Consider the following 25,435-nt stretch of genomic DNA (forward strand, 5'->3'; position numbering starts at 1 on the left):
CTACTGGCTTTCATCGGCACACTGTTGAGTTCTCAAACAACACACGCACATCCAACAACCCGCGGATCAACCGCGACGCCATCAGAGGCTGGTATCGCTAGGTCTTGTTCGCCGCGCCCGTTCCGCTCTTTCCGGCCCGTTCCGCGCTGGCAGAGAGAAAGTTACACCCCCGCCAAACGCGGATCAAATCGGGGGGTCCCCCCAGCCGCCCGCCGCCCCAGATCCCTTGGGGGACAAGGGATCGGCGGCCGAACGGCCCGACCGGAGCGCATCCCGCGCCGAACTCGCGCAAAGTGCGCGAACCCGACACCCGCGACACCGTTTCCGCAGTTCAACCGCCGTATGGGTGGCCCCGGGGCGGGTGCGGACATCACCCCCAGTGAGCGCGCAACCGGTTCTTGTGATCGCGGTCACTATCTCTACTAGCCGGACTACGCACCGGGTAGGGCTAACTACCGGAGGAGATCTACGTCGTCGCCGTCCCTTCGGCTGAGACCCCTCGCCCTGCAGTCACCACGAGGTCGGCCCCCGTCCCGGGGCCGCTCAATTGAGGGAGTAGTCCCATGCTTCGACGCACCGTCGCGCTGCTGGCCAACGTGGCCATCGGCGCCAGCCTGCTCGCGGGCATCACCGCCACGCCCGCGGCGGCCGAGGCCGCCCAGCCGCAGGCGGCAGTCCTGGCCACCACGCTGACATACGACGACAGCTACGCCGCGGAGTTCAAGGACGCGGTGGCCCAGGCCGCCCAGATCTGGAACAGCGCGGTGACCAACGTGCGGCTGGTCAAGGCCCAGCCGGGCCAGCGGGCCAACATCCGGATCATCGCCGACAACGGGTGGCCGCGCGCCACCCTCGGGCCGGTGCGCAGCACCGGCAGCGGCACGGTCTGGATGGGCCGCACCGCGGTCAACCAGGGCTACAACGTGGTCCGCATCGCCACCCACGAGCTCGGCCACTCCCTGGGCCTGCCGGACCGGCGCACCGGGCTGTGCTCGGACCTGATGTCGGGCAGCTCGGCCCCGGTGAGCTGCGCCAACGCCCAGCCCAGCTCGGCTGAGCGCGCGGCCGTGCAGCGCAACTACGCCGGGTGGTACGGCGCGGCCACCACGAACGCCAAGCCGATCGTGGTCGTCGACGCGAGCTGATCAGACGGGGAAGGGGGGCCGGGTACGCCCGGCCCCCCTTCCTCATGCCCTCACGCCTTGGCGACCAGCGTGAGCACGTCGTACTTGGCCGCGACGGTCCCGTCCTGCTTGGTGACCTCGGCGTCCCAGCGGACCTCGCCGTAGTCGGCGTTCTCCCGCGGGGTGATCTGCTTGCAGGTCAGCGCCACCGTCAGCGCGTCGCCGGGGAAGACCGGCGTGGTGAAGCGCAGGTTCTCCAGCCCGTAGTTGGCCAGCACCGGCCCGGGCTCCGGCGAGACGAACAGGCCCGCGGCGAAGGACACCACCAGGTAGCCGTGGGCGACGATCCCGCCGAAGAACGGGTTGGCCGCCGCGGCCTCGGGGTGGGTGTGGGCGTAGAAGGTGTCGCCGGTGAACTCGGCGAAGTGGTCGATGTCGGCCTGGGTGACCACCCGCGGCCCGGCGACCACCGCGTCGCCGACGCGCAGCTCGGCGAGGGTCTTGCGGAACGGGTGGGCGTCCTCGCGGCGCGGGGCCCCGGTGGTCCACCGGCCAGTGATCGCGGCCAGGGCCTTCGGGCTGCCCTGCACGGCAGTGCGCTGCATGTGGTGCAGGACGGCGCGGATGCCGCCCATCTCCTCGCCGCCGCCCGCGCGGCCCGGGCCGCCGTGGACCAGCGGCGGCAGCGGCGAGCCGTGCCCGGTGGACTCGCGGGCGTCGTCGCGGTCGAGCACCAGGATGCGCCCGTGCCAGGGCGCCGCGCCCAGGACCACGGTGGTGGCGAAGTCGGTGTCCGCGGTGACGACCGAGCCGACGAGGCTGCCCTGCCCGCGCGCGGCCAGCTCGACGGCGTGGTCGGCCGAGGTGTACGGCAGCAGCGTGGCCACCGGGCCGAACGCCTCCACCTCGTGCGGCTCGGCGCGGTCGGGGTCGGCGCGCAGCAGGACCGGGGAGAGGAAGGCGCCGCGCTCGGGGTCGGCGTCGACGACCGACACCCGCTCGGGGTCGCCGTAGACGACCTGGCCGACGGCGGTGAGGGCCTTGAGCGAGCGGCGCACCTCCTCGCGCTGCTCCAGCCCGGCGAGCGCGCCCATGCGCACCTGCGGGTTGGCCGGGTTGCCGATGACCACCCCGGCCAGCCGCTCGGCGGTGGCGGCGGCCACGTCGTCGATCAGCTCCGCGGGGACGATGGCCCGGCGGATGGCGGTGCACTTCTGGCCCGCCTTGGCGGTCATCTCGGTGACGAGCTGCTTGACGTAGAGGTCGAACTCGGGCGTGCCGGGGCGGGCGTCGGGGCCGAGGATCGCGCAGTTGAGCGAGTCGGCCTCGGCGTTGAACCGCACCGCGTTGCGGACGACGGCCTCGTGGGTGCGCAGCCGCTGCGCGGTCGAGGCCGAGCCGGTGAACGCGACGAGGTCCTGCGGGGTGAGGTGGTCGAGCAGGTCGCCCGCGCTGCCGCAGACGAGCTGGACGCTGCCCTCGGGCAGCAGGCCCGACTCCACGATCAGCTCGACCAGCCGCGCGGTGAGGTAGGCGGTCTGGCTGGCGGGCTTGATGAGGCTGGGCACCCCGGCGACGAACGCGGGCGCGAACTTCTCCAGCGGCCCCCAGACGGGGAAGTTGAAGGCGTTGATCTGCACGGCGACGCCGTGCAGCGGGGTCAGGATGTGCTGGCCGACGAAGGTGCCGCCTTTCCCGAGCGGTTCCACCGCGCCTTCGACGTAGACCTTCGCGTTGGGCATTTCCCGGCGGCCTTTGCCGCTGTAGGCGAACAGCGTGCCGATGCCGCCGTCGACATCGATCAGCGAATCGCGCTGGGTGGCCCCGGTGCGCGCGGAAAGGGCGTACAGCTCGTCTTTGCGCTCGGTCAGGTGCAGGGCCAGCTCCTTGAGCAGGGCGGCGCGCTGGTGGAAGGTCAGCTCCCGCAGCGCAGGCCCCCCGGTGCGCCTGCCGTGCTCCAGGGCGGCGGCCATGTCGACGCCCGCGCTGGAGATCCGCGCGACCTCCTCCCCGGTCACCGCGTCGTGCAGCGGCGCGCCCTCCGCGGTGGGGGTGTGCCAGTGTCCGCCGACGTAGCTGCGCAGCAGCGCCATCGAGTCGCCTCCCGTGCTCGCGGCGGCAGGTCGTTGCCGCCGGTGTCGCAGGCAATGCTAGTCCTGGGACATCCCATCCATCGAGATATTCACCCCCGACATTTGTCGGGGTAACCGGGAATGGTGTGAACAACCCACCCCTTGCGCGGGTCGGCGCAGGCTGTAAAAGTTGCTGGCGGACCTGATCGGTCGGGGCACGCGGAACACGCGCGGGTCCAGACCCGGTAACCGGGCGGCGTCGCCGAATGCCACGCCGATTGCGTCCATTTCCCGATTCATCCCTGCAGTGCGGAGCAATCCGCGGAATCGAGAAGTAATTCCATGAAGATGACGAAGCTGGCACTGGCCGTCACCGCGGCCGCGTGCACGCTGCTCGGTCTGGCCCCGGCCGCCACCGCGGCCCCCGCCGCGCCGCCGGCCGGGAACAACGACGTCACGCCGATGATCATCGGCGGTGGCACCGCGAGCAACGCGCCGTGGGCCGCGCGGCTGTTCTCCAACGGCCGGGAGACGTGCTCGGCGAGCATCATCGCGCCGCAGTACGTGCTGACCGCCCGCCACTGCGTGTCCGGCGGCGGGATCTCCTTCCGCATCGGCAGCCTCGACCAGCACTCCGGTGGCGTGGTCGTGAACGCGACCCAGATCTACCAGCACAGCTCCGACCTGGCCATCGCCCGCATCGACCGCCCGGTGCAGACGACCTACGCGCCGCTGGGCTCCAGCGCTGACGTGCGCGTCGGCCAGAACGTGCAGATCTACGGCTGGGGCGCGACCTCGCGCTGCGGCTCGGAGATCAACTGCCAGTCCCGCTACCTGAAGGTCGCCACCGTCCGGGTGCAGTCGACCACCGCGCGCGACGCCTACGGCGGCGTGGCCATCCAGGCCTACCGCGTCAACGGCATCGCCGCGGGCGGCGACTCCGGCGGCCCGATGTTCAGCAACGGCCGTCAGGTGGGCGTGGCCTCCACCAGCGACCGCCAGTCGGTCACCAACTACACCAACGTGACCTACTACCGCAGCTGGATCAGCAGCATCGCGGGCGTCTGATCACCGCGTGGTGCGGGGTCGCCCCTCGGGGCGGCCCCGCTTGCGCTATCGGCAGGTGTCGAGCATGCGGGCCAGCTCGGCCTGCTCGGCGGCGTCGGCGTGCAGCCGGTAGCGGACCTTGATCGTGACGTAGCTGGTGGCGTAGTCGCACCAGTACTCCCGCCGCGGCCGCCAGCGTCCCGGGTCGTCGTCGCCCTTGCTCTGGTTGGACTTCGCGGTGACGGCGACGAGGTTGTCCGGGTCGTTGTAGAACTGCGCCCGCTGCTCCTTGCTCCACTTGCGGGCGCCGGAGCGGTTGGCCTCGGCGACCGGCACGATGTGGTCGATCTGGAGGTCGGCCGCGTCGTCGACGGCCACGCCGTCGTAGGGGCTGGTCCAGCAGTCGCCGTCCGGGCAGCGGGGGCGGCACTGGGAGTCGATGTCGAGGTTGCGCCCGTCGCGGGCGAGGATGCGCTCGCGGGTGTTGCACTTGGTGGCCGAGTCGTAGCGCCAGTCCCCCCAGTCCGAGCGGCGGTAGTGGGCGCCGGTGTCCTCCGGGCGCGGCTCCCCGAGCTCGGCCAGGGCAGGCGGGGGCGCCGGGTCGGCGACCGGGGCGAACGAGCAGCCGGTGAGCAGGACCAGCAGGGCAATGGGTAACCGGGACGGCATGCGTCCACTGATACGTGATCGCGCCTCGGGGTGGAAGCTCGGTGTGATCACGACGACGGCTCCCGCCCCGCCGTGCGATGGCGGGGCGGGAGCCGTCGGGCATCCCTAGTGGACGACCGCCTTCTCGGCGCCCGCGCCGGTCAGCGCGCGCACCTCCATCTCGGCGTACTTGCGGCTGTCGGAGCCGCCGCCGATGAGCGTGCCGAACCAGCCGAGGACGAACGCGACCGGGATCGAGACGATGCCGGGGTTGGACAGCGGGAACCAGTCGAAGTCCGCGCTGGGGAACATCGCCTTGGGCGAGCCGGAGACCGCGGGCGAGAAGACGATCAGCAGCACGCAGACCGCCAGGCCGCCGTAGATGCTCCAGAGCGCGCCGGTGGTGTTGAACCGCTTCCAGAACAGCGAGTAGAGGATGGTCGGCAGGTTCGCCGACGCCGCGACCGCGAAGGCCAGGGCCACCAGGAACGCGATGTTCTGGCCGTTGGCGATGATGCCGCCGACGATGGCGACCGCGCCGATGACCACCGCGGTGATCCGCGCGACGCGAACCTCGGCGCCCTTGTCGTCGACCTTGCCCTTCTTGATGATGTTGGCGTAGATGTCGTGGGCGAAGGACGCCGACGCGGTGATCGTCAGGCCCGCGACGACGGCGAGGATGGTGGCGAAGGCGACCGCGGCGATGAAGCCGAGCAGCACCGGCCCGCCGAGCGCCTGGGCCAGCAGCGGCGCGGCGGAGTTGGCCCCGCCGGGGGCGTTGCGGATGGCCTCCGGCCCGACCAGCGCGCCCGCGCCGTAGCCGAGCACCAGGGTGAACAGGTAGAAGATGCCGATGAGCCAGATGGCCCAGACCACCGAGCGGCGGGCCTCCTTGGCCGTGGGCACGGTGTAGAAGCGCATCAGGATGTGCGGCAGGCCCGCGGTGCCCAGCACCAGCGCCAGGGCGAGGGAGATGAAGTCGAGCTTGCTGGTCTCGCTGACGCCGTACTGCTTGCCGGGGTTGAGCAGCGTCTCGCCGTTCGCGCCGCCCGCCTCGACGGCGCCGCCGAGCAGGGCGGAGAGGTTGAAGCCGAACTGGGCCAGCACCCAGATCGTCATGGCCAGCCCGCCGGTGATCAGCAGGGCGGCCTTGATGATCTGCACCCATGTGGTGCCCTTCATGCCGCCGACCAGCACGTAGACGATCATGATGACGCCGACCGCGGCGATGACCACGGCCTGCCCGCCGGTGCCGGTGATGCCCAGCAGCAGGGCGACCAGGCCGCCCGCGCCCGCCATCTGGGCCAGCAGGTAGAAGAACGACACGACCAGCGTCGACGTCGCCGCCGCGGCGCGCACCGGCCGCTGCTTCATGCGGAAGGCGAGCACGTCGCCCATCGTGTACTTACCGGTGTTGCGCAGCAGTTCGGCGACCAGCAGCAGGGCGACGAGCCAGGCGACGAGGAAGCCGATGGAGTACAGGAAGCCGTCGTAGCCGTTGAGGGCGATCGCGCCCGCGATGCCGAGGAAGGACGCGGCCGAGAGGTAGTCGCCGGAGATGGCGATGCCGTTCTGCGGGCCGGTGAAGGAGCGGCCCGCGGCGTAGTAGTCCGCGGCGGTCTTGCTGTTGCGGCTGGCCCGGAACACCACGACCAGCGTGATGACGACGAACGCGCCGAAGATGCTGATGTTGAGGACGGGGCTGTTGCCCTCCACCCCTTGCGCGACGGTCATGCTTCGTCCTCCCCCACGGTCTCGCGCAGCTTCTGCGCCAGCGGGTCGAGCTTGCGGTTGGCGTAGCGGACGTAGAGCGTGGTGATCAGGAACGTCGAGACGAACTGCAGCAGGCCGAGCACCAGGCCGACGTTGATGTTGCCGATCACCTTGGTGGCCATGAACTCCGGCGCGTAGTCGGCCAGCAGCACGTACAGCAGGTACCAGACCAGGAACAGCGCGGTCATCGGGAAGACGAACGTGCGCAGCCGCCTGCGCAGCTCGACGAACTCCGCGCTGGACTGGACTTCGGTCCACTGGTCTGGTTCCGGGGGCCGAGCCTGGGACTCGGTGGTGCTCATGCGCGCCTCCTCCGACGGGGTGGTCGGCGTCACGCTAGGGAGATCACGCGGCCGCCCGTCGGGTCAGCGGTCCAATCGACGGGTGATGCGACGAACGGCGGACGAACGGCGCGCCGACCAAGACGAGTGGCCCAGGTCACGTCCGCGGTGGGCCATCGGGGTGTGCCGCTCGCGCAGGTGCAGCCGCAGCATCGCCGCGCCCGACCACGACGGCGGGCGGCCGAACAGCGACACCGCGATCATCGTGGCGAAGGCCAGCGGCACCGACCACGGCGCGGGCTGGGCGATGAGGATGGACAGCCACCCGGTGACCGGTGGGCCGAACAGCGTCGCCGCGATCGCCCCGGCGGAGGCCAGCAGCCCGGCGGACACGCCTGCGAACGCGCCCGCGACGGTCAGCCGCGACCACCAGATGCCCAGCACCAGCAGCGGGCAGAAGGTGGAGGCCGCCACGGTGAACCCCCAGGTGACCAGCACGCCCGCGTCGATGCGCGCCGAGGGCAAGGCCAGCAGCACGACCACGGCGGCCGCGCCGATCACGGTGAACCGCAGCCGGGCGAGGCCGCCGGGCAGCAGGTCGTGGGAGATCGCACCCGCCACGACCAGCAGCAGGCCCAGCGAGGTCGCCAGGAACGCGGCGAAGGCGCCCGCGGTGAGCAGCCCGGTGAACAGCGAGCCCCACGGCCCGGCGTCCACTTGGGACGGCAGCGCGACGACCGCGGTGTCGGTCGCCCCGGACAGGTACAGCTGCGGGACGAGCACCTTGGCCAGCGTCCCGTAGATCCCGGGGAACAGGTAGAACACGCCGAGCAGGGCGACGGTGAGCGCGGCGGTGCGGCGGGCGGCGCGGCCGTCGGGGCTGGTGTGGAAGCGCATCAGCACGTGCGGCAGGCCCATCGTGCCCAGCATCGTGGCGGTCAGCACGGCCAGCGTGCCCAGCAGGGGGTGGTCGGCGTCGCGCAGGTCCAGCAGCGGCCGCTGCCAGCCCTCCGCGCCGGGGGGCGAGCCGCCGCGCACGCCGGGCACGGGCGCGCCGTCGGCGAAGACGACCACCGAGCCCGGCGGCACGGCCAGCTCGCCCGGTGGCAGGACCGACAGCGCGCCCTCGGGGGTGCGCACCGAGGTCGGCTCGTCGAGTTCGAGGGTGACCGCCAGGTCGAAGGTGACCGGGGTGTCGCGCTCGAAGTGGGTGAACTCCACCGGGTGCACGGCGTCGTGGCGCACCTGCGGGCCGACGGCGATCAGCAGCCAGATCGCCGGGATGATGAACAGCACCAGCTTGAAGACGAACTGGAACGCCTGCACGTAGGTCGCCGCGCGCATGCCGCCCAGGGCCAGCGTCATGGCCGCGACGACCGCGGCGATGACCACCCCGACCCAGTACGGGCTGCCGCCGACGACGCTGAGCACCAGCCCGGCGGTGCGGAACTGCGGCACCAGGTAGAGCCCGCCGATGACCAGGACCACCACGGCGGCGAGCCTGCGCAGCGAGGTCGAGGCCAGCCGGGCCTCGGCGAAGTCGGGGACGGTGACCGCGCCCGAGCGGCGCATCGGGGCGGCGACCAGCGCGAGCATGGCGACGTAGCCCGCGGTGAACCCCACCGGGTACCACAGCGCGCCGATGCCGTCCTTGACCACGAGCCCGGCCACGCCGAGGAACGACGCGGCCGAGAGGTACTCCCCCGACACCGCGGCCGAGTTCAGCAGCGGCGACACCCGGCGGGAGGCGATGAGGAAGTCCGACGTGGTGCGCATGGCCGCCACCCCGCGCAGGCCGATCAGCAGGGTGACCAGCACGACCGGGACGACCGCGAAGGCGATCACCCGGGCTCCGCGGCGCCGTCGTCGGCGTCCTCGACCCGCTCGGCGCGCCGGAGCTGCCACCAGGAGATGCCCGCCATCGCCGGGTAGGGCAGCAGGACCAGGGCCAGCCAGGACACCGGCACGTCGAAGATCCGCACGTCGTCCAGCTCGGGGTAGGCGCGCAGCAGCAGCGGCAGGCCGACGATGAGCAGCAGCAGGGCGGCGACCGCGGAGACCGCGCGCACCCGCTGCGCCTTGTAGACCGCCAGCGCGCGGCGAGCGTCGGCCGGGTCCAAAGCCGGTGGGCGCCAGGAGGTGCGGTGCCTGCGGCGGGCGTGCGCCAGCCGGGTCTGCGGGCTGGTGACGACCTGGCGGCGGTGCGGGCTCACCGGCGGCCCAGCTCCCCGCGCTGCGCCGCCTGGAGCAGGCGTTCGCGCAGCTCCCGGGCGTGGCGGCGGCTCACCGGCACGTCGCCGAGGTCGGTGTGGGCGAGCATCCCGCCCACGGAGTCGCTGCGCAGCTCGCGCACGGCGTCGATGGCCAGCAGGTAGCCGCGGTGGACGCGGACGAAGCCGGAGTCCTCCCAGTACTCCTGTAAGCGCGAGATCGGCATGCGGACCAGGTGCACGCCCGCCGCGGTGTGCAGGCGGACGTAGTCGCCGTGGGCTTCGGCGTAGCGGACGTCGCCGCGGCGCACGTAGCGGATGCGCCCGTCGGTCTCCACCGGCAGCACGGGCATGGCGTCGGGCTTGGGCGGCGGGGCCTGCTCGCTGGCCTCGGTGGCCCGGCGCGCGGTGACGAAGCGCTGCACCCTGGCCAGCGCGTCGCCGAGGCGTTCGGCGCGGACGGGTTTGAGCAGGTAGTCCAGCGCGCCGATGCCGTAGGCGGACACGGCGTGGCCGTCGTAGGCGGTGACGAACACGATCGCGGGCGGCTCGCTGAGCTTGGCCAGCAGCGAGGCCAGCTCCAGGCCGTTGAGCCCGGGCATGGAGATGTCGAGGAACACCCCGTCGAACTTCTCGGCCTGGATCATCTTCAGCGCGCTGAGCGCGTCGGCGGCCGCGCGCACGTCGTCCACCTCGGGGGCCGCGCGCAGCAGCCTGCACAGCTCGTCCAGCGCGGCGCGCACGTCGTCGACGGCCAGCACGCGCAGGCCGCCCGCCTTGGCGCCACCCATCACGGCATCACCCCCGGGGAGAACATCGGCATCCGGACGACCACCCTCGTCCCGGCGTCCTCTGCGGTTTCGAGGACCAACCCGTACCAGGAGCCGTACACGTTACGCAGCCGCCGGTCGACGTTGGCCAGCCCCACGCTGCCCGCCGCGTCCCGGCCCGCCAGCAGCGCCTCGGCCCTGGCCGGGAGCATGCCGACCCCGTCGTCCTCCACGGTGATCACGCAATCGCTGCCCTCGGCCTCGCCGGTGACCTGCACGGTCCCGCCAGCGGGCCGCGGCTCGATGCCGTGCCGGACGGCGTTCTCGACCAGCGGTTGCAGCACCAGGTACGGGATGGCCACGGCCAGCACCTCGGGCGCGACCCGCACCTGCACGCGCAGCCGGTCGCCGAGCACCGCGCGTTGCAGGGCCAGGTAGGTCTCGATGGCGTGGAACTCGTCGGCGACGGTGGTGTACTCCCCGTGGCTGGCCAGGCTGTAGCGGTTGTAGTCGGCGAAGTCGAGCATCAGCTCGCGGCTGCGCTCGGGGTCGGAGTGGACCAGCGAGGCGATGACGGTGAGCGCGTTGTAGACGAAGTGCGGGGAGATCTCCGCGCGCAGGGCCCGCAGCTCGGCTTGGGCGGCGTGCTCGGCGCTGGCCTCCAGCCGGGCCCGCTCCAGCGCCGCGGTGATCCAGTCGGCCACCTCGGCGATCGCGGTGCGGCGCACCTGGCCTGCGACGACCAGCACGCCTGCCAGCTCGTCGTGCACGTGCAGCGGGGTGACGACCAGGGGCGGCCTGCCCGCGCGGGTCTCGCTGTGCAGGACCTGGTCGACCAGCTCCACCCAGCGCGGCCCGGACGGCACCGCCCCGACCCAGACGGGCCTGCCGGACAGGTCGGCCAGCCCGACGCCCGCGGCCCCGAGCAGCCTGCGCACCCCGCGGGCCGCGGCGCGCACGCGGCTGCCGGAGAGCCCGTCGGCCAGGTCGTCGGCGATGTGCCGGGCGGAGGCGAGCACGGCCGCCGGGTCCGTCCGCGACCAGGGCAACCAGGCGCGCGGGGGCTCGCCGGGTTGCGCCGCCGCCATCAGCTCCCCTGTCGGTCCGGGTGTGTTGGGTAGATGGTAGGTGCTGTTCCGGCTTGTCCGGATAACGCTCGTGGACCGTTCGTCGTCACGACCGGACCTTCCGTCGTGCGCCCGGTCACCCCGCGGGGGTGCTGCTCCTAGGGTGACCAGCCACACCCCCCGGCGGTTCGGAGGATCGATGAGCGGACAGACCCTGGACAACCTGTCGACCGAGACCCGCGCGTTCCCGCCGCCCGCGGCGTTCGCCGCCCAGGCGAACCTGACGGCGGAGGTGTACGCGCAGGCGGCCGAAGACCGGCTGGCGTTCTGGGCCGAGCAGGCCCGGCGGCTGGACTGGGCCACCGAGTGGGACAAGGTGCTCGACTGGTCGGACGCCCCGTTCGCCAAGTGGTTCGTCGGCGGGAAGCTGAACGTCGCCTACAACTGCGTGGACCGGCATGTGGCCGCGGGCCTGGGTGAGCGGGTGGCGCTGCATTGGGAGGGCGAGCCCGGGGACGCGCGGACGGTGACCTATGGGCAGTTGCAGGACATGGTGTGCCGGGCGGCGAACGGTCTGGCGTCGTTGGGTCTGAAGGCCGGTGACCGGGTGGCGATCCAGATGCCGATGCTGGTCGAGGCGATCGTGGCCATGCTGGCCTGCGCCCGGCTCGGCCTGGTGCACAGCGTCGTGTTCGGCGGCTTCTCCCCCACCGCTCTGCAATCGCGCATTGACGATGCGCAAGCCCGGGTGCTGATCACCTCCGACGGCCAGTACCGGCGCGGCGAGGCCGTCCCCATGAAGAACCTGACGGATGAGGCGACGGCCCACTGCCCGTCCATCGAGCACGTGGTCGTGGTGCGCCGCACCGGTGGCGACGTCGCCTGGACCGAGGGCCGCGACCTGTGGTGGCACGACCTCGTGGAGAGCCAGCCTGCCACCCACGAACCCGAGGCGTTCGACTCCGAGCACCCGCTCTACATCCTCTACACGTCGGGCACCACCGGTAAGCCGAAGGGGATCCTGCACACCAGCGGCGGCTACCTCACCCAGGTGGCCTACACCCACCACGCCGTGTTCGACCTCAAGCCCGACACCGACGTGTACTGGTGCACCGCCGACATCGGCTGGGTCACCGGCCACTCCTACATCGTCTACGGCCCCCTGGCCAACGCGGCCACGCAGGTCGTCTACGAGGGCACGCCGAACACCCCGCACCAGGGCAGGCATTTCGAGATCATCGCCAAGTACGGGGTGACGATCTACTACACCGCCCCGACGTTGATCCGCACGTTCATGAAGTGGGGCACGGAGAACCCCGCAGGGCACGACCTGTCCTCGCTGCGGCTGCTGGGGTCGGTGGGCGAGCCGATCAACCCCGAAGCCTGGATCTGGTACCGCACCCACATCGGCCACGACCGCTGCCCCATCGTCGACACCTGGTGGCAGACCGAAACCGGCGGCATCATGATCAGCCCCCTCCCGGGCGTCACCAACACCAAGCCAGGGTCGGCACAGACCCCGCTGCCGGGGATCAGCGCCGCCGTGGTGGACGACACCGGCACCGAAGTCCCCCACGGCTCCGGTGGCTACCTGGTGCTCAACGAGCCCTGGCCGTCCATGCTGCGCGGCATCTGGGGCGACCCCGAACGCTTCAAGGACACCTACTGGTCCCGGTACGCCGAGCAGGGCTACTACTTCGCCGGCGACGGAGCCAAATACGACGACGACGGCGACATCTGGCTGCTCGGCCGCGTCGACGACGTCATGAACGTCTCCGGACACCGCATCTCCACCACCGAAGTCGAATCCGCCCTCGTCTCCCACCCCACCGTCGCCGAAGCCGCCGTCGTCGGCGCCAGCGACCCCACCACGGGCCAGGGCATCGTGGCGTTCGTGATCCCCCGCGGCAAAGCAGCCGAAGACCGCGACAGCCACATCACCACCCTCCGCAACCACGTCGCCCAGGAGATCGGGGCCATCGCCAAGCCACGGCAGATCCTGATCGTGGAAGAACTCCCCAAGACCCGAAGCGGCAAGATCATGCGCCGACTCCTGCGCGACATCGCCGAGAACCGCGAACTCGGCGACACCACCACACTCGCCGACCAGACCGTCATGAGCCTGATCACCGAAGGGCTCGGCAGCCAGCAGGCCGCGGACTAGGAGGGGCGTGGGGGTTCCGGCGCGGAACCCCCACGCGGTCAGGCGACGGCGGGCTCCTGGTCGGCGAACTGGGTGCGGTGCAGCTCCGCGTAGCGGCCGCCGCGGGCCAGCAGCTCGTCGTGGGTGCCCTGCTCCACGACCCGGCCCGCCTCGATGACCAGGATCTGGTCGGCGGCGCGGATGGTGGACAGGCGGTGGGCGATGACCAGCGCCGTGCGGCCGGTCAGCGCCTCGGTCAGCGCGGCCTGGACCGCCGCCTCCGAGGTCGTGTCCAGGTGGGCCGTGGCCTCGTCCAGGATCACCACCCGGGGGCGGGCCAGCAGCAGGCGGGCGATGGTCAACCGCTGCCGCTCGCCGCCGGAGAGCCGGTAGCCGCGCTCGCCGACGACGGTGTCCAGGCCGTCGGGCAGGTCGGCGATCAGGTCGGCCAGGCGGGCGCGGCGCAGCGCGTCCCACAGCTCGGCGTCGGTCGCGTCCGGGCGGGCGAAGCGCAGGTTCGCGGCGATGGTGTCGTGGAACAGGTGGCCGTCCTGGGTCACCATGCCGACCGCCCCGCGCAGCGAGTCCGCGCGCAGGTCCCGCACGTCCACCCCGGCCAGGCGCACCGCGCCGGAGTCCACGTCGTAGAGCCTCGGCGCGAGCGAGGCGATGGTGGACTTGCCCGCGCCGGAGGAGCCGACGAGCGCGACCACCTGCCCCGGCTCGACCCGGAACGACACCTCGTGCAGGACCTCCTCGCCACCGCGGGTGTCGAGGACGGCGACCTCCTCCAGGGAGGCCAGCGAGACCTTGTCCGCGGCGGGGTAGGCGAAGCGGACCTTGTCGAACTCGACCGAGACCGGCCCGTCGGGGACCGGGCGGGCGTCGGGCTTGTCGGTGATCAGCGGCGGCAGGTCGAGGACCTCGAAGACCCGCTCGAAGCTGACCAGGGCGCTCATGATGTCCACGCGGGCGTTGGCCAGCGCGGTCAGCGGCGAGTACAGCCGGGTCAGCAGCAGCGCCAGCGCGACGACCGCGCCCGCGTCGAGCGTGCCCGCCAGGGCCAGCACGCCGCCGAGCCCGTAGACCAGGGCAAGGGCCAGGGCGGAGACCAGGGTCAGCGCGGTGACGAACACCCACTGCATGACGGCGCTGCGCACCCCGATGTCGCGCACCCGCCGCGCCCGCACCGCGAACTCCTGCGACTCCTCCTCCGGTCGGCCGAACAGCTTGACCAGGGTCGCGCCGGGCGCGGAGAACCGCTCGGTCATCTGGGTGTTCATGGTGGCGTCGTGGTCGGCGGCCTCGCGGCGCAGCGCGGCCAGCCGGGTGCCCATGCGGCGGGCGGGCAGTACGAAGACCGGCAGCAGGACCAGCGACAGCAGCGTCACCTGCCACGAGATCCCGATCATGACGATGAGGGTCAGCACCAGCGTGACGAGGTTGCCGACCACGCCCGCGAGGGTGTCGCCGAAGGCCCGGTGGGCGCCGATGACGTCGTTGTTGAGCCGGGAGACCAGCGCGCCGGTCCGGGTGCGGGTGAAGAAGGCGACCGGCATCCGCTGGACGTGGTCGAAGACCCGCGTGCGCAGGTCGAGGATCATGCCCTCGCCGATGGTCGAGGACAGCCAGCGGTTGACCAGGCCGAGGCCCGCCTCGGCGATGGCCACCCCGGCGATCACCAGCGCGAGCGCGACGACGACCCCGGAGGGCTGACCGCCGACGATCGCCTCGACGACCCGTCCGGCCAGCACCGGGGTGGCCACGGTCAGCGCGGCGAGCACGGTGCTCAGGCCGACGAAGAGCGCCAGCCTGCCGCGTAATGGTCGGGCGAACCCGATCACCCGTTTCAACGTCTGCCGCGTGGGCACCGGCCCGGATTGCGCGCGCATCGTGTTGTAGAGCGACGAAAACGCCGCCATCTGCATGTCCACGCCGTTCCTCCGTGTGTTCAAGGTGGTGTGTACGAAGGTAGAAGTTCGAGTAATGTTGAGGTCAAGGCTGGCGGAACCGGGCATTACACTGCGCCGGTGATCAACGCGGTGCGTGAGTTCGGGGTCGGTGCCGGCCTGCTGGCCAAGGGGTTCCGGCTGGTCCTCTCCTCGGGATCGATGCTGGTGAAGGGGGCCGTCCCCGCCCTGCTGAGCAGCCTGGTCCTCTTCGGCGGGCTGGTCGCGCTGGCGATCAACCTCGGTGACCTGGTGACCTGGGCGTCCCCGTTCGCCGACGGATGGTCGCAGACGTGGCAGACAATTGTTCGCATCGGCGTCGGCATCGCCGTCGTCGTGCTGGCCGTGGCCCTGGCGATGATGGTCTTCGCCGCGCTGGCCCTGGCCATCGGCGGCCCGTTCTACGAGAGCATCGCCGAAGAGGTCGAGGACACCGTGCTCGGCGGCGTCCCGGAGGCCCAGCAGATCGGGTGGGGCCGGTCGGTGTGGCTCGGGGTGCGCGACGCGGTGCTGCTGATCCTGCGGATCATCGCCTGGGGCGTCGTGCTGTTCGCGCTGGGCTTCGTGCCGGTGCTCGGCCAGACGGTCGTGCCGGTGCTCGCGGTGCTGGTCGGCGCCTGGCTGCTGGCCGTGGAGCTGACCGCGATCCCGTTCGTCCGGCGCGGCCGCGACCTCAAGGAGCGGCGCCGGGCGCTCAAGAGCCGCCGGGCGATGACGCTGGGCTTCGCCACCCCCGTCTACCTGCTGTGCCTGATCCCGCTGGCGGCGCTGGTCGTCTTCCCCGCGGCGATGGCGGGCGGCACGCTGCTGGCCCACCGGACCATGACCGAGCGGCGCTAGGGCTTGCGGCCGACCGCGCCGAGCGTCAGGTGGTTCATGCCCGCCAGCGGGCGCAGGCGCGGGCCGTCCGGCCACCACTTGTGCAGCAGCACCAGCCCGGGCGGGATCAGGTCGAGACCGGCCAGGTAGCCCTCGATCACCTCGCGCTTGCGGTGCACGCCCGCCAGCGGGGTGCCCGCGAACGCGCTGTCGAGCTTGCGGGCCAGCGCGCTGTGCTCGCCGCCGTCGTCGGGGTCGAACTGGTGGGTCAGCATGACGTAGGAGCCCGCGGGCAGCACGTCGACCCAGCCGCGCACGACCTCGGCGGCCCTGGTGTCGTCGAGGATGTGGTGGACGATCGCGCACAGCATCAGCCCGACCGGCCGGTCGAAGTCGATCGTGCGGGTCAGCACCGGAGAGGACACCACGGCGTGCGGGTCGGTCAGGTCGCACGCGGCCATGTGGGTCTGGTCGTTCTCCTCCAGCAGCGCGCGGCCGTAGGCCTGCACGAGCGGGTCGTTGTCCACGTAGACCACCCGCGCCTCGGGGTTGTGGCGCTGCACGATCTGGTGGGTGTTGTCCGTGGTGGGCAAGCCGGACCCCAGATCGATGAACTGGTCGACGCCGTGCGCGGTGGACAGCAGCCGCAGGCAGCGCAGCACCCAGGCGCGGTGGTCGCGGGCCATCTGCCGGGCGCCGGGGTCGACGTCGAGCAGCCGGTCGACCAGCTCGCGGTCGGCGGCGTAGTTGTCCCGACCGCCGAGCAGCGCGTCGACCAACCTGGCCTGGTTGGGCCGGTCGAAGTCGACCACGCCGCCCTGCGCGGACCGTTCGAGCATGCGTCCCCCGTCGATCTGGGCTCCTGGACACGCACCGTACCGGGCGGTGGACGGGGGGTCACGCCGCGGCCGGGCTTCTCCCCCGCCTATCGCGGCGGATTCGCCCGGTCGGCGGCAACCGGTGACGGATCGGGGAGCAGCGCCCAGCTGTCGGCGAGATCCGCTGGTCGGGGCGGGTCCGCGCCCGGGCGGGCGCAGGTGCGGGCGGCGACGGCGTTGGCGAAGTCGACGGCGGCGGCCAGGGCATGGCCGTCCAGTGTGGACATCGCGCCGAGGTGGCCGGACAGCCAGCGCAGCAGGCCAGCGGTGAAGGCGTCACCTGCGCCGACGGTGTCCACGACCGTCACCGGCGGGCTCGCGCGGACCACCTCGACACCGCCGGAGACCGCGTGCGCGCCGTCCGAGCCGAGGGTGACGACGACGAGCGCCGGGCCCGCCGCCGCCCAGCGCCGCGCGACGGCGACCGGGTCGGCGTCCGGGTGCAGCCACGCCAGGTCCTCCGCGCTGACCTTCACGATGTCGGCCATGCCGACCTGCCGCTCGACCCGGGAGGCCGCGCGGTCGCGGTCGCCTGCCAGGGACGGGCGCACGTTCGGGTCGAGGGAGACCGTCGCGCCCGCGGCCCTGGCCCTGAGCATGGCGTCCTCGACCACGGCCGCGCCCGGCTCCAGCGCGGTCGCCAGCGAGCCGGTGTGCAGGTGGGTCCGCACCGGCAGGGCGGTCAGGTCGGTGATGTCCCAGTCGAGCCGGAAGTCGTAGGCGGCCACGCCCGCGGCGTCGGTGGCGGCGAAGGCGACGCTGGTCTGCCCGGTCAGCGCGGGCAGGGCGTGCACCTCGACGCCCTCGGCGGCCAGGTGGGCGCGGATCATCCGGCCGAAGAGGTCGTCGCCGATGCGGGTGCCCAGCCGGGCGGGCAGGCCCAGCCGGGCCAGGCCGAGCGCGACGTTGGCCGGGCTGCCGCCGGGGTGGGCGCGGAAGGTCCGCCCGTCCGGGTCGGCGATCAGGTCGGCCAGCGCCTCGCCAACGACGGTGATCACCAGGCGCCTCCTCTGCTCAGGGGCGAGGGTGTCATCCGCGCCGGGCGGGCGTCCACCCGGCGCCGTAGCCGGGCTGGACCATCGTCTGGAACGCCCAGCCGTCGGGGGTGCGGACGAGGACGTCGGCGTAGCGCATGCGGTGCTCGCCGTAGGCGGCGTCGGTGAAGACGACGGCGAGGTTGTCGCCGATCAGGTGCGGGGTGCGCTCGGAGGTCAGCTCGGCCCCCTCGCCGACGACCTCGCCCATGACCCGGATGAACTCGGCGCGGTCCCAGATCTGCGCGGCCGCGGTGCCGCCGGGGATGTCGGTGACCACGTTGAGCGGGAAGGCCGCGAGGTCGGCCATCCCCTCGATGTCGCCGCGGGCGGCGCGGGCGTCGTACTCGGCGAACCAGGCGTGGATCTCGGCAGTCATGTCGTACAGTGTACGGAACTACCAGGACCAGCGCAAACCGTAGCGGCCGGGAGGCAGGTCCATGCCGATGGCGTGCGCGGTGCAGGTCGAGTCCAGCTCCACGGCGCGGACCCGCTCCTCCCCGTTGACCTCGGAGAACTGGACGCAGTGGTGGGGCAGCGCCGCGGGATGGAAGCTGACCTCGACCAGGTACTCGCGCACCGGCAGCCTGCTGGCCCGCTGGTGGCTCACGGCCGTCGGCGGCGACGTGGAATGCAGGGCGTGCTCGACGACGATCGTCTCCCGCCGGGCCAGCGGCCGGTCGAACACCAGCTCGGCGGCGAGGAGCCCGGCGTCGTCGTCGACCTCGGTGCGGCCGAGAGAGCAGTTGCGCACCGGCACCACCGCGGGGGCGGGCGCGTCCGGTCCGTCGCCCCAGGAGACGACCACGATCCGGTCGATGCCGTCCTGCTCGGCGCGCAGCACCTGCCGGGTGTGCTGCACCCGCTTGACCCGGTCGGCGTCGATCTCCACCCGGTCGTGCGCGCTGAGCCTGCTGAGCTGGCCGTCGCGGCTGAGGTCGTAGCCGTCGAGCAGGCTGCGCACCTGCTCGACGCGGTGCCAGGGCGCGCCCGCGGTGATGGGCGCGACTTCCCGCCTGGCCGCGCGCCCGCGCGGCCTGCGCTCGGGCAGCAGCCTGCGCAGGCCGCCGCTGGGCAGGCCGAGCAGGTCCTCCAGCTCCGCGAGCGCGGCCAGCGACCTGGCCCGCTCGGGTCTGCTGCGCCCGGAGCACCAGTAGCTGAGGGTGGCCAGGCTGACCGGCGTCCCCCGCCCCCGCAGGTCGGCGGCCAGCTTCTCCAGCGTCACCCCGGCCGCATCGATGGCAGCGCGCAGACCCGACGCGAAAGGCGGTGGCGGCTCGGTCACCTGGGGCACGGTAGCCGGCTGGGCCGATCGCCGGAAGCGGCCGGCGGCCGGCGGTCGCCCCGCCGCGACGAGCCGCACCCCGACACCTGTCGGGCCAGCGGGCCGGACCCATTCCGACGCAATTGCAGAATGGGCGCGCACAAATGCCGGAACAGGTCTTGTCATCTGTTTATGAATACCGTCGGGAATGGTGTTCCGGAATTCGCGCCGCCGGTATCGTCGCGGCCATGCCCCGGCCCCGCATCGAGGTCACCCGGCTCGGCAAGACCTACGGTCCGGTGGCCGCGCTGACCGACGTCTCCCTGTCTGCCGACGCGGGCGCGGTCCTCGGCGTCCTCGGCCACAACGGCGCGGGCAAGACCACGCTCATCGACATCCTGGCCACCCGCGCCCTGCCCACCTCCGGCAGCGCCCGCGTGTGCGGCTACGACGTGGTGCGCTCCGGCCACCAGGTGCGCAGGCTCATCGGGCTGACCAGCCAGTACGCCTGCGTGGACGAGGCGGTCTCGGGCCGGGCCAACCTGGTGCTGCTGGCCCGGCTGCTCGGCGCGACCCGGCGGCAGGCGGCCGAGCGCGCCGAGGAGCTGCTGGCCGCCTTCGGCATCGCCGAGGCCGCCGATCGCAGGGCGGGCACCTACTCCGGGGGCATGCGCCGCCGCCTCGACCTGGCCGCCAGCCTGGTCGGCCGCCCGGACGTGCTCTTCCTCGACGAGCCGTCCACGGGGCTCGACCCGGTCAGCCGCGCGGGCCTGTGGGCGCTGGTGTCCGGCCTGGTCGCCGACGGGACGACCGTCGTGCTCACCACGCAGTACCTGGAGGAGGCCGACCGGCTCGCCGACGAGGTGGTCGTGCTGGCGGGCGGGCACGTCGTCGCCGCGGGCACGCCCGCCGCGCTCAAGTCCGGCATCGGGCAGCGCGCCGCGGCCGTGCGCTTCGCCGACGGGCGCGGCGTCCGGCACGCCCTCGGGGTGCTGGCCTACGCGGGCATCCGCGCGACCCCGGACCCGGTCGAACCGGTCGTGCGGGTCGCGCTGGCCGAGCCGGGGCACATCACCGCCGTGGTCCGCGTGCTCGACGCCACCGGCCCGGCGATCACCGACCTCACCGTCACCGAACCGACCCTGGACGACGTGTACTTGGCCCTGCACCACGCGAGCGCGTCGTGAGCCGCCACGCCGCGCCGCGCCGGGCCGCCGACCGGCAGACCGCCCGGTGGCGGCCCGCGCCGCCGCTGCGCCAGGTGTCCGTCCTCACCGGACGGTCGCTGCGGCTGGCCTTCGGCGACCGCAAGGTGCTGCTCTTCGGCCTGCTGCAACCGGTCGTCCTGCTGCTGCTGTTCAGCCAGGTGTTCAGCGGGATCGGCGCGCTGCCCGGGATGGCCGGGTACCAGGGCTACATCAACTACCTGCTGCCCGCCACGCTCGTCACCATCGCGCTGACGACGGCGGTCGGCTCGGGGGCCGGGCTGCTGGCGGAGGTCTTCACCGGCTTCATCGCCCGCCTGCGCGCGATGCCGCTGGCGCTGGGCGCGGTCCTGGTCGCCCGCACGCTCGCCGACTCCGCGCGGCTGGCGCTGAGCCTGCTGGTGGCCGTCGCCATCGCGGTGCCGCTGCTGGGGTTCCGCCCCGGCAGCGCGCCGGGCCTGGCGCTCGGGCTGCTGCTGGCGGTCGTGGTCGGGTGGGGGGTGAGCTGGCTGTTCATCGCCATCGCCTGCTGGGCGCCCAAGCCGGAGGTGATGCAGGCGGCCTCGTTCGTGGTGGCGGTGCCGCTGATGTTCGGCTCCAGCGCCTACCTCCCCCTGGAGGCCATGCCGACCTGGGTGCGCTGGTTCAGCACCGTCAACCCGATCACCTACGCCGTCGACGCCGTGCGCGCCCTCACCCTGGGCCACCCGGCCGGGTGGTCCCCGCTGCTCGCCCTCGCCCTGACCGCCACCGCGGCGGCAGGCGGCAGCGCCTGGGCCTTCCGCACCTTCCGCCGGGCGCGCTGAGCGCCGCGGGATCAGCCGGTGGTGTGCACGATCAGGATGTCCACCCGGGACTTGCGGGCCGCCTCACCCGGCACCGAGCCGAGGACGCGACCCGCCAGGGTGTTCAGGCCGCGGTTGCCGACGACCAGGAGGTCGGCGTCGTGGTCGCGGACGGTTCGGCGCAGGACGGCGACCGGGGAGCCCTCGGCCACGACCGTGGTCACGTCGGCCGCGCCCGCCGCCAGGGCCAGCTCAGCCGCCGCGCGGACGGTCTCCTCGGCCGGGCTGGCCCCGACCACCTGGTAGCCGACGTCATCACCGAGCCGATCGACGGCCCGGTCGACGGCGCGCTGCTCGGCCGGTTCGTAGGCGCAGGCGACGACCAGCGCGGCTGCGGTGTCGCGGGCGACCTCGGCGGCCCGCTCGACCGCGCGCAGCGAGGAGCGGGAGCCGTCGGTGCCGACGACGATGGTGCGGTAGACGGGCATCGGGGGCCTCCGCTCACACGCCGTCGACGCGCCTGCAGGCCGGGGCCTGGGCGAAGGCGTCCTTGAGGGCGGGGTTGGCCTTGAGGTCGGTCGTCGGGCCCTCGGTGGTGTTGAGCCCCTCCAGCCGCGGGCCGAGCGCGGCCAGCGCGGCCTGGAACGCCGCGGGGTCGCCGGTCTCGACGGCGGCCAGCTCCGCCCGCGCCCCGGACAGCCCGGCGCGCAGGTCCTCGACGCGCTTGAGCGCGGCGTCCACCGCAGCGGCCCCGCCGTCGACCGGCGGCTCGCCCGCGGCGCTGATCCCCGCGCCCAGTTCGGCCAGGGTGTCGGAGATCGCCTGCAGGTAGTCGAGCATGGCCTGCTTGGTCTTGGCCGGGTCGCTCGGGTCGACCGCGGGGAACTGGGACAGCGCCTTGCCGCCGTCCTCGACCGCGGTGCAGACCTTCTCCGCCCACGCGACGGCCGGGTCGCTGAGGTCGGCGGGCGGGGCTTGCTCCGCGGTCGTGCCCTGGCCCGGCGCGGGGAGCTGCGGCGGCGCCTCCGGGTCGGAGCCGCACGCCCCGGCGACTGCGAGAACGGCGGCCGCGGACACCGCGGCGGCGACCAAACGAGGCTTCATGGATTCGTCCCTCACGACTGCTCGGCGTAATTCGCGGCGGGCTCGCCAGAATGCGCACCGGCTCTCGATCCGCCGACCGCGGCGATCTGGCCGAAACCCTACTGACCCGCCGACGGCCCGAGCAAGAACTGCCCGGGAGCAGCCGCGGTGGACGGCCTGATTTGTCACCCCGGCACAGTCCGCCCGTCTGCGTTTGTGTGTCCGCCCAGTCGAGGGCCACCGCACGGTTGTTGGTCCTGACGTGCTGATCCGCGCGTCGCAGGCGATCACGGGACACCGGCGGCTTTATCACCGATGCGCAAGAACTCGACCGGGCACCCCGCCCGATTCCGCAAATACCCGGGCCGATCCGTCACCCGTTCGGGTAGTCGGCGCGGCGCGCAACCCAGCCGTTTGACAGGCCCGCCGAGCCGAACTTATGGTCGTCGGCACAAATTGCGCCGATTCGCGGCGAGCCGGAACCGGGAGAATTCGCGCTTCGCGAGCGCGCCCAGCGACAAAGGGGACGACATGGCGATTCACCTGGGCAGCCGACCCCCGTCCCGCAGGCCGGGGCAGGCCAGGGCCCCGCTCCCCGCGCGGCCGCGCCCGGCCCGGCCGGACGACCAGGCCACGGCGCTGTGGGCGGCGCTGCCGCGCGACCTCGGCCCGCGGTTCCGGCCGATGGTCGGGCAGCTGACCCGGGACATGATCCGCGAGATCCAGCGCGTCGTGCCCGCCTACGCCCAGCCGCTGGAGGGCCACTTCGGCGCGATCATGGTCGCGGGCGTCGAGCAGGCGATCATGCGGATCATGGACACCATCGGCGTCGGCGGCACCCCGGACGACAACTGGGCCAACGTCTTCCGCCAGCTCGGCCGGGTGGAGTTCAGCGAGGGCCGCAGCCTGGACAGCCTGCAGACGGCCTACCGCGTCGGCGGCCGGGTGGCCTGGCGGCACGTCGCGGCGTGGGGCCAGGCGCAGAAGCTGCCCACGGCGACGCTCACCATCGCCGCCGAGGCGATCTTCGCCTACGTCGACGAGATCTCGAAGCTGTCGATCGAGGGCTACACCGCCGCGCAGGCGCAGTCGGCCGGGATGATCGAGCGCTGCCGCCGCAGGCTGGTCGAGCTGCTGCTCAGCGACCCGCCCGCCGCGCCGACCTCGATCAGCAAGCTGGCCGCGACCGCCCGCTGGCGGGTGCCGGACACCGTGGTCGTCGTGGTCGTGGAGCCCGCGCCGGACGGCGAGCCCGACGACCTCGGCGCCGCGGGGCTGCCCGATGAGGTGCTGGCCGACTTCGACGGCGACCTGCCCTGCCTGGTGCTGCCCGACCCGCAGCGGCAGCTGCGCGCCGTCCGCGAGCACCTGGGCGGCAGGCGGGCCTGCGTCGGGCCGGTCGTGGGGCTGCGCGACGCGGCCACCTCGCTGCGCTGGGCACGGCGGGCGATGAACCTGGTGCGCCGCGGCATCATCGGCGACGGCCAGGTCACGTGGTGCCGCGACCACCTGTCGACGCTGTGGCTGCTGGCCGACGAGTTCCTGGTGCGCGAGCTGCTCAACCGCACGCTGGCCCCGCTGGCCGACCTGACCCCCAAGCAGCGCGCCCGCACCGCCGAGACGCTGCTGGCCTGGCTGGAGAGCCGGGGCAGCGCCCCGGAGATCGCCGAGCGGCTGCGCATCCACCCGCAGACCGTGCGCTACCGGATGCGCCAGGTGGAGAAGCTCTTCGGCGACCAGCTGACCGACCCGGACTCCCGGCTCGACCTGGAGATCGCCCTGCGCGCGCACCGTCTGCTGTGGACGTCCGAAGAAGACGGACGACCGGCCGCGCAGGCTGCGCAGCGGCGGCGCGTTCCCGCAGCCACCCTTGTCCGGCCGTGACAAATCCGCGGTGAACCGCAGAATCCGCAGGCCAGAGCGCCCTGCGGCGCGGTACATTCCGGTCTGTCCAGTGCATCCCGCCGGAGGTGGCCCAGGTGCCGGAACAGCCGGGTGACCCAGCCGGACCCCCGCCGCGCATCGCCTTCGATTCGCTGCTGGCCCCGGGCGGCGGGCGGGGGGCGACCCTGTGGTCGCTGCTGCCCCGCCAGCTCGCCCCGCTGCTGCGGCCGAGCATCCCGCGCCTGGTCGCGGAGATCCGCGGCGAGCTGAACCAGGCCATCCCGGCCTTCGCCCGCAACCCCGACGGGGTGGTCGGCCGGGCGGTCACCGAGGGCATCCAGCAGGCCATCACGCAGTTCATCGACCGGCTCGAAGACCCGGGCGCGGCGCGCGACGAGCGCAGGCAGGTCTTCCGCGACATGGGCCGCCAGGAGATCCACGACGGCCCCATCCTGGACGTGCTGCAGACCGCCTACCGGATCGGGGCGCGGGTGGCGTGGCGGCGGATCGCCGCCGCGGGCGAGGCGGCCGGGGTGTCGAGCGCGACGCTGTGCCTGCTGGCCGAGGCCATCTTCGCCTACATCGACGAGCTGTCGGCGCTGTCGGTCGAGGGCCACGCCTCGGCCCGCGCCCGGGAGGTCGGCGCGCTGGAGCGGCGGCGCAGGCAGCTCCTGCAGGCCATCATCGCCCCCGGCGGCGGGCCGGGCCGCCCGCTGGCCAGCCTGGCCGAGGCGGCCCGGTGGCCGCTGCCGCAGCGGGTCCGGGCCGTCGCGGTGCGCCCGCGCGACGCCGAGGCACCGGTCACCGGGCTGGACCAGCGCTACCTGGTCGACCTGGAATCGGCCGAGCCGTGCCTGGTCGTGGGCGAGGAGCACCGGCCTGCGCTGGCGGACCTGCCCGCCGACCTGCCCGGCTGGCAGGCCGCGATCGGCCCCGCGGTCCCCGTCGCCGAGTGCGCCCAGTCGTTGCGCTGGGCCCGGCGGACCCTGTCGCTGGTGGTCGACGGCACCCTCGCCGACGGCGCCCCCACCTGGTTCGACCGCAGCATGTCGATGCTGTGGCTGCTCAACGACCCGTTCCTGGTCCGCGAGATCGGCGCCCGCGCCCTGGCCCCGATGGCCGCCCTGACCGGCAAGCAGCGCGACAAGCTCGGCGAGACCCTGCTGGTGTGGCTGCAGACCCGCCGCAGCGCCCCGGAGATCGCCGCCCTCCTCGACGTCCACCCGCAGACCGTCCGCTACCGCCTCCGCCAGCTCGAACGCCTCTTCGGCCCTGGCCTCACCGACCCCGACCAGCGCTTCGACATCGAGGTGGCCCTGCGCGCCGAACGCGCGCTGCGCCGGTGCTGAGCGTGGAAACCGGGCGGGTGGCCGGGCTTCGTCGCCCGACCACCCGCCCG

23 protein-coding genes are annotated in these 25,435 nt (G+C 73.1%); 8 read left to right on the forward strand and 15 right to left on the reverse strand.

Annotation, left to right across the window (positions count from 1 at the left end; all coding sequences use genetic code 11):
* The first annotated feature begins 563 nt into the window (after window positions 1–563).
* Window positions 564–1,145, forward strand: coding sequence for a snapalysin family zinc-dependent metalloprotease (locus ACWEPX_RS29685; protein ID WP_451900564.1), 582 nt, complete (start codon window positions 564–566; stop codon window positions 1,143–1,145).
* 50 nt (window positions 1,146–1,195) lie between these two features.
* Here the strand turns inward: ACWEPX_RS29685 and paaZ are convergent, their stop codons facing one another.
* On the reverse strand, window positions 1,196–3,217 hold the full coding sequence (paaZ, locus tag ACWEPX_RS29690; protein ID WP_451900565.1) for a phenylacetic acid degradation bifunctional protein PaaZ: 2,022 nt from the start codon (window positions 3,215–3,217) through the stop codon (window positions 1,196–1,198).
* Window positions 3,218–3,538: 321 nt separating this feature from the next.
* On the opposite strand from paaZ, the gene ACWEPX_RS29695 reads away from it, so the two are divergent.
* Window positions 3,539–4,264: a S1 family peptidase gene (locus tag ACWEPX_RS29695; protein ID WP_451900566.1), complete on the forward strand. Its 726-nt coding sequence runs from the start codon at window positions 3,539–3,541 to the stop codon at window positions 4,262–4,264.
* A gap of 45 nt (window positions 4,265–4,309) precedes the next feature.
* On the opposite strand, the gene ACWEPX_RS29700 is transcribed toward ACWEPX_RS29695, so the two are convergent.
* The 7 genes from ACWEPX_RS29700 to ACWEPX_RS29730 form a co-directional block, all read right to left on the reverse strand.
* Window positions 4,310–4,912: an HNH endonuclease family protein gene (locus ACWEPX_RS29700; protein ID WP_451900567.1), complete on the reverse strand. Its 603-nt coding sequence runs from the start codon at window positions 4,910–4,912 to the stop codon at window positions 4,310–4,312.
* A 105-nt stretch (window positions 4,913–5,017) separates the two neighbouring features.
* On the reverse strand, window positions 5,018–6,625 hold the full coding sequence (locus ACWEPX_RS29705) for a solute symporter family protein (protein ID WP_451900568.1): 1,608 nt from the start codon (window positions 6,623–6,625) through the stop codon (window positions 5,018–5,020).
* Window positions 6,622–6,966, reverse strand: a complete 345-nt coding sequence (locus ACWEPX_RS29710; RefSeq protein ID WP_451900569.1) for a DUF485 domain-containing protein — start codon at window positions 6,964–6,966, stop codon at window positions 6,622–6,624. Before ACWEPX_RS29710 ends, ACWEPX_RS29705 begins: the two co-directional genes overlap by 4 nt.
* 63 nt (window positions 6,967–7,029) lie before the next feature.
* On the reverse strand, window positions 7,030–8,790 hold the full coding sequence (locus tag ACWEPX_RS29715) for a sodium/solute symporter (protein WP_451900570.1): 1,761 nt from the start codon (window positions 8,788–8,790) through the stop codon (window positions 7,030–7,032).
* Window positions 8,787–9,158, reverse strand: a complete 372-nt coding sequence (locus ACWEPX_RS29720) for a hypothetical protein (RefSeq protein ID WP_451900571.1) — start codon at window positions 9,156–9,158, stop codon at window positions 8,787–8,789. The genes ACWEPX_RS29715 and ACWEPX_RS29720 overlap by 4 nt, the downstream gene beginning before the upstream one ends.
* Window positions 9,155–9,946 (reverse strand): LytR/AlgR family response regulator transcription factor, encoded by a 792-nt coding sequence (locus ACWEPX_RS29725; protein WP_451900572.1) that lies wholly within the window; start codon window positions 9,944–9,946, stop codon window positions 9,155–9,157. Before ACWEPX_RS29725 ends, ACWEPX_RS29720 begins: the two co-directional genes overlap by 4 nt.
* Window positions 9,946–11,013 (reverse strand): sensor histidine kinase, encoded by a 1,068-nt coding sequence (locus ACWEPX_RS29730; protein WP_451900573.1) that lies wholly within the window; start codon window positions 11,011–11,013, stop codon window positions 9,946–9,948. Before ACWEPX_RS29730 ends, ACWEPX_RS29725 begins: the two co-directional genes overlap by 1 nt.
* Window positions 11,014–11,191: 178 nt before the next feature.
* Between ACWEPX_RS29730 and acs the strand changes: the two genes are divergently transcribed.
* Window positions 11,192–13,156, forward strand: a complete 1,965-nt coding sequence (gene acs, locus ACWEPX_RS29735; RefSeq protein ID WP_451900574.1) for an acetate--CoA ligase — start codon at window positions 11,192–11,194, stop codon at window positions 13,154–13,156.
* Window positions 13,157–13,194: 38 nt separating this feature from the next.
* On the opposite strand, the gene ACWEPX_RS29740 is transcribed toward acs, so the two are convergent.
* On the reverse strand, window positions 13,195–15,063 hold the full coding sequence (locus ACWEPX_RS29740; protein ID WP_451900633.1) for an ABC transporter ATP-binding protein: 1,869 nt from the start codon (window positions 15,061–15,063) through the stop codon (window positions 13,195–13,197).
* 102 nt (window positions 15,064–15,165) lie between these two features.
* Here ACWEPX_RS29740 and ACWEPX_RS29745 point away from each other — a divergent pair, with 102 nt between their 5' ends.
* The gene (locus ACWEPX_RS29745; RefSeq protein WP_451900575.1) at window positions 15,166–15,924 is read left to right on the forward strand and encodes an EI24 domain-containing protein; all 759 of its coding nucleotides are present in this window, start codon (window positions 15,166–15,168) and stop codon (window positions 15,922–15,924) included.
* Here the strand turns inward: ACWEPX_RS29745 and ACWEPX_RS29750 are convergent.
* From ACWEPX_RS29750 to ACWEPX_RS29765, 4 genes are all read right to left on the reverse strand, one after another.
* Window positions 15,921–16,742 carry an SAM-dependent methyltransferase gene (locus tag ACWEPX_RS29750; protein WP_451900576.1) on the reverse strand — a complete coding sequence of 274 codons (822 nt, stop codon included), beginning with the start codon at window positions 16,740–16,742 and terminating at the stop codon, window positions 15,921–15,923. The genes ACWEPX_RS29745 and ACWEPX_RS29750 overlap by 4 nt on opposite strands.
* An 86-nt stretch (window positions 16,743–16,828) precedes the next feature.
* Window positions 16,829–17,779: a carbohydrate kinase family protein gene (locus tag ACWEPX_RS29755; RefSeq protein ID WP_451900577.1), complete on the reverse strand. Its 951-nt coding sequence runs from the start codon at window positions 17,777–17,779 to the stop codon at window positions 16,829–16,831.
* A 31-nt stretch (window positions 17,780–17,810) separates the two neighbouring features.
* Window positions 17,811–18,194, reverse strand: coding sequence for a nuclear transport factor 2 family protein (locus tag ACWEPX_RS29760; RefSeq protein WP_451900578.1), 384 nt, complete (start codon window positions 18,192–18,194; stop codon window positions 17,811–17,813).
* 18 nt (window positions 18,195–18,212) lie between these two features.
* Complete coding sequence (locus ACWEPX_RS29765; RefSeq protein ID WP_451900579.1) at window positions 18,213–19,100, reverse strand: helix-turn-helix domain-containing protein; 888 nt, start codon at window positions 19,098–19,100, stop codon at window positions 18,213–18,215.
* A 227-nt stretch (window positions 19,101–19,327) separates the two neighbouring features.
* On the opposite strand from ACWEPX_RS29765, the gene ACWEPX_RS29770 reads away from it, so the two are divergent.
* Complete coding sequence (locus ACWEPX_RS29770; RefSeq protein WP_451900580.1) at window positions 19,328–20,266, forward strand: ATP-binding cassette domain-containing protein; 939 nt, start codon at window positions 19,328–19,330, stop codon at window positions 20,264–20,266.
* Window positions 20,263–21,090 (forward strand): ABC transporter permease, encoded by an 828-nt coding sequence (locus ACWEPX_RS29775; RefSeq protein ID WP_451900581.1) that lies wholly within the window; start codon window positions 20,263–20,265, stop codon window positions 21,088–21,090. Before ACWEPX_RS29770 ends, ACWEPX_RS29775 begins: the two co-directional genes overlap by 4 nt.
* An 11-nt stretch (window positions 21,091–21,101) precedes the next feature.
* Here the strand turns inward: ACWEPX_RS29775 and ACWEPX_RS29780 are convergent, their stop codons facing one another.
* Both ACWEPX_RS29780 and ACWEPX_RS29785 read right to left on the reverse strand, forming a co-directional pair.
* Window positions 21,102–21,557: a universal stress protein gene (locus ACWEPX_RS29780; protein WP_451900582.1), complete on the reverse strand. Its 456-nt coding sequence runs from the start codon at window positions 21,555–21,557 to the stop codon at window positions 21,102–21,104.
* A gap of 13 nt (window positions 21,558–21,570) precedes the next feature.
* The gene (locus ACWEPX_RS29785) at window positions 21,571–22,173 is read right to left on the reverse strand and encodes a hypothetical protein (protein ID WP_451900583.1); all 603 of its coding nucleotides are present in this window, start codon (window positions 22,171–22,173) and stop codon (window positions 21,571–21,573) included.
* Window positions 22,174–22,683: 510 nt separating this feature from the next.
* On the opposite strand from ACWEPX_RS29785, the gene ACWEPX_RS29790 reads away from it, so the two are divergent.
* Window positions 22,684–24,036 carry a PucR family transcriptional regulator gene (locus ACWEPX_RS29790; RefSeq protein WP_451900584.1) on the forward strand — a complete coding sequence of 451 codons (1,353 nt, stop codon included), beginning with the start codon at window positions 22,684–22,686 and terminating at the stop codon, window positions 24,034–24,036.
* Between the two features lie 95 nt (window positions 24,037–24,131).
* A complete protein-coding gene (locus tag ACWEPX_RS29795) occupies window positions 24,132–25,385 on the forward strand; it encodes a PucR family transcriptional regulator (RefSeq protein WP_451900585.1) in 1,254 nt (417 codons plus the stop codon).
* Window positions 25,386–25,435: the final 50 nt, after the last annotated feature.

Source organism: Actinokineospora sp. NPDC004072 (assembly GCF_053604195.1).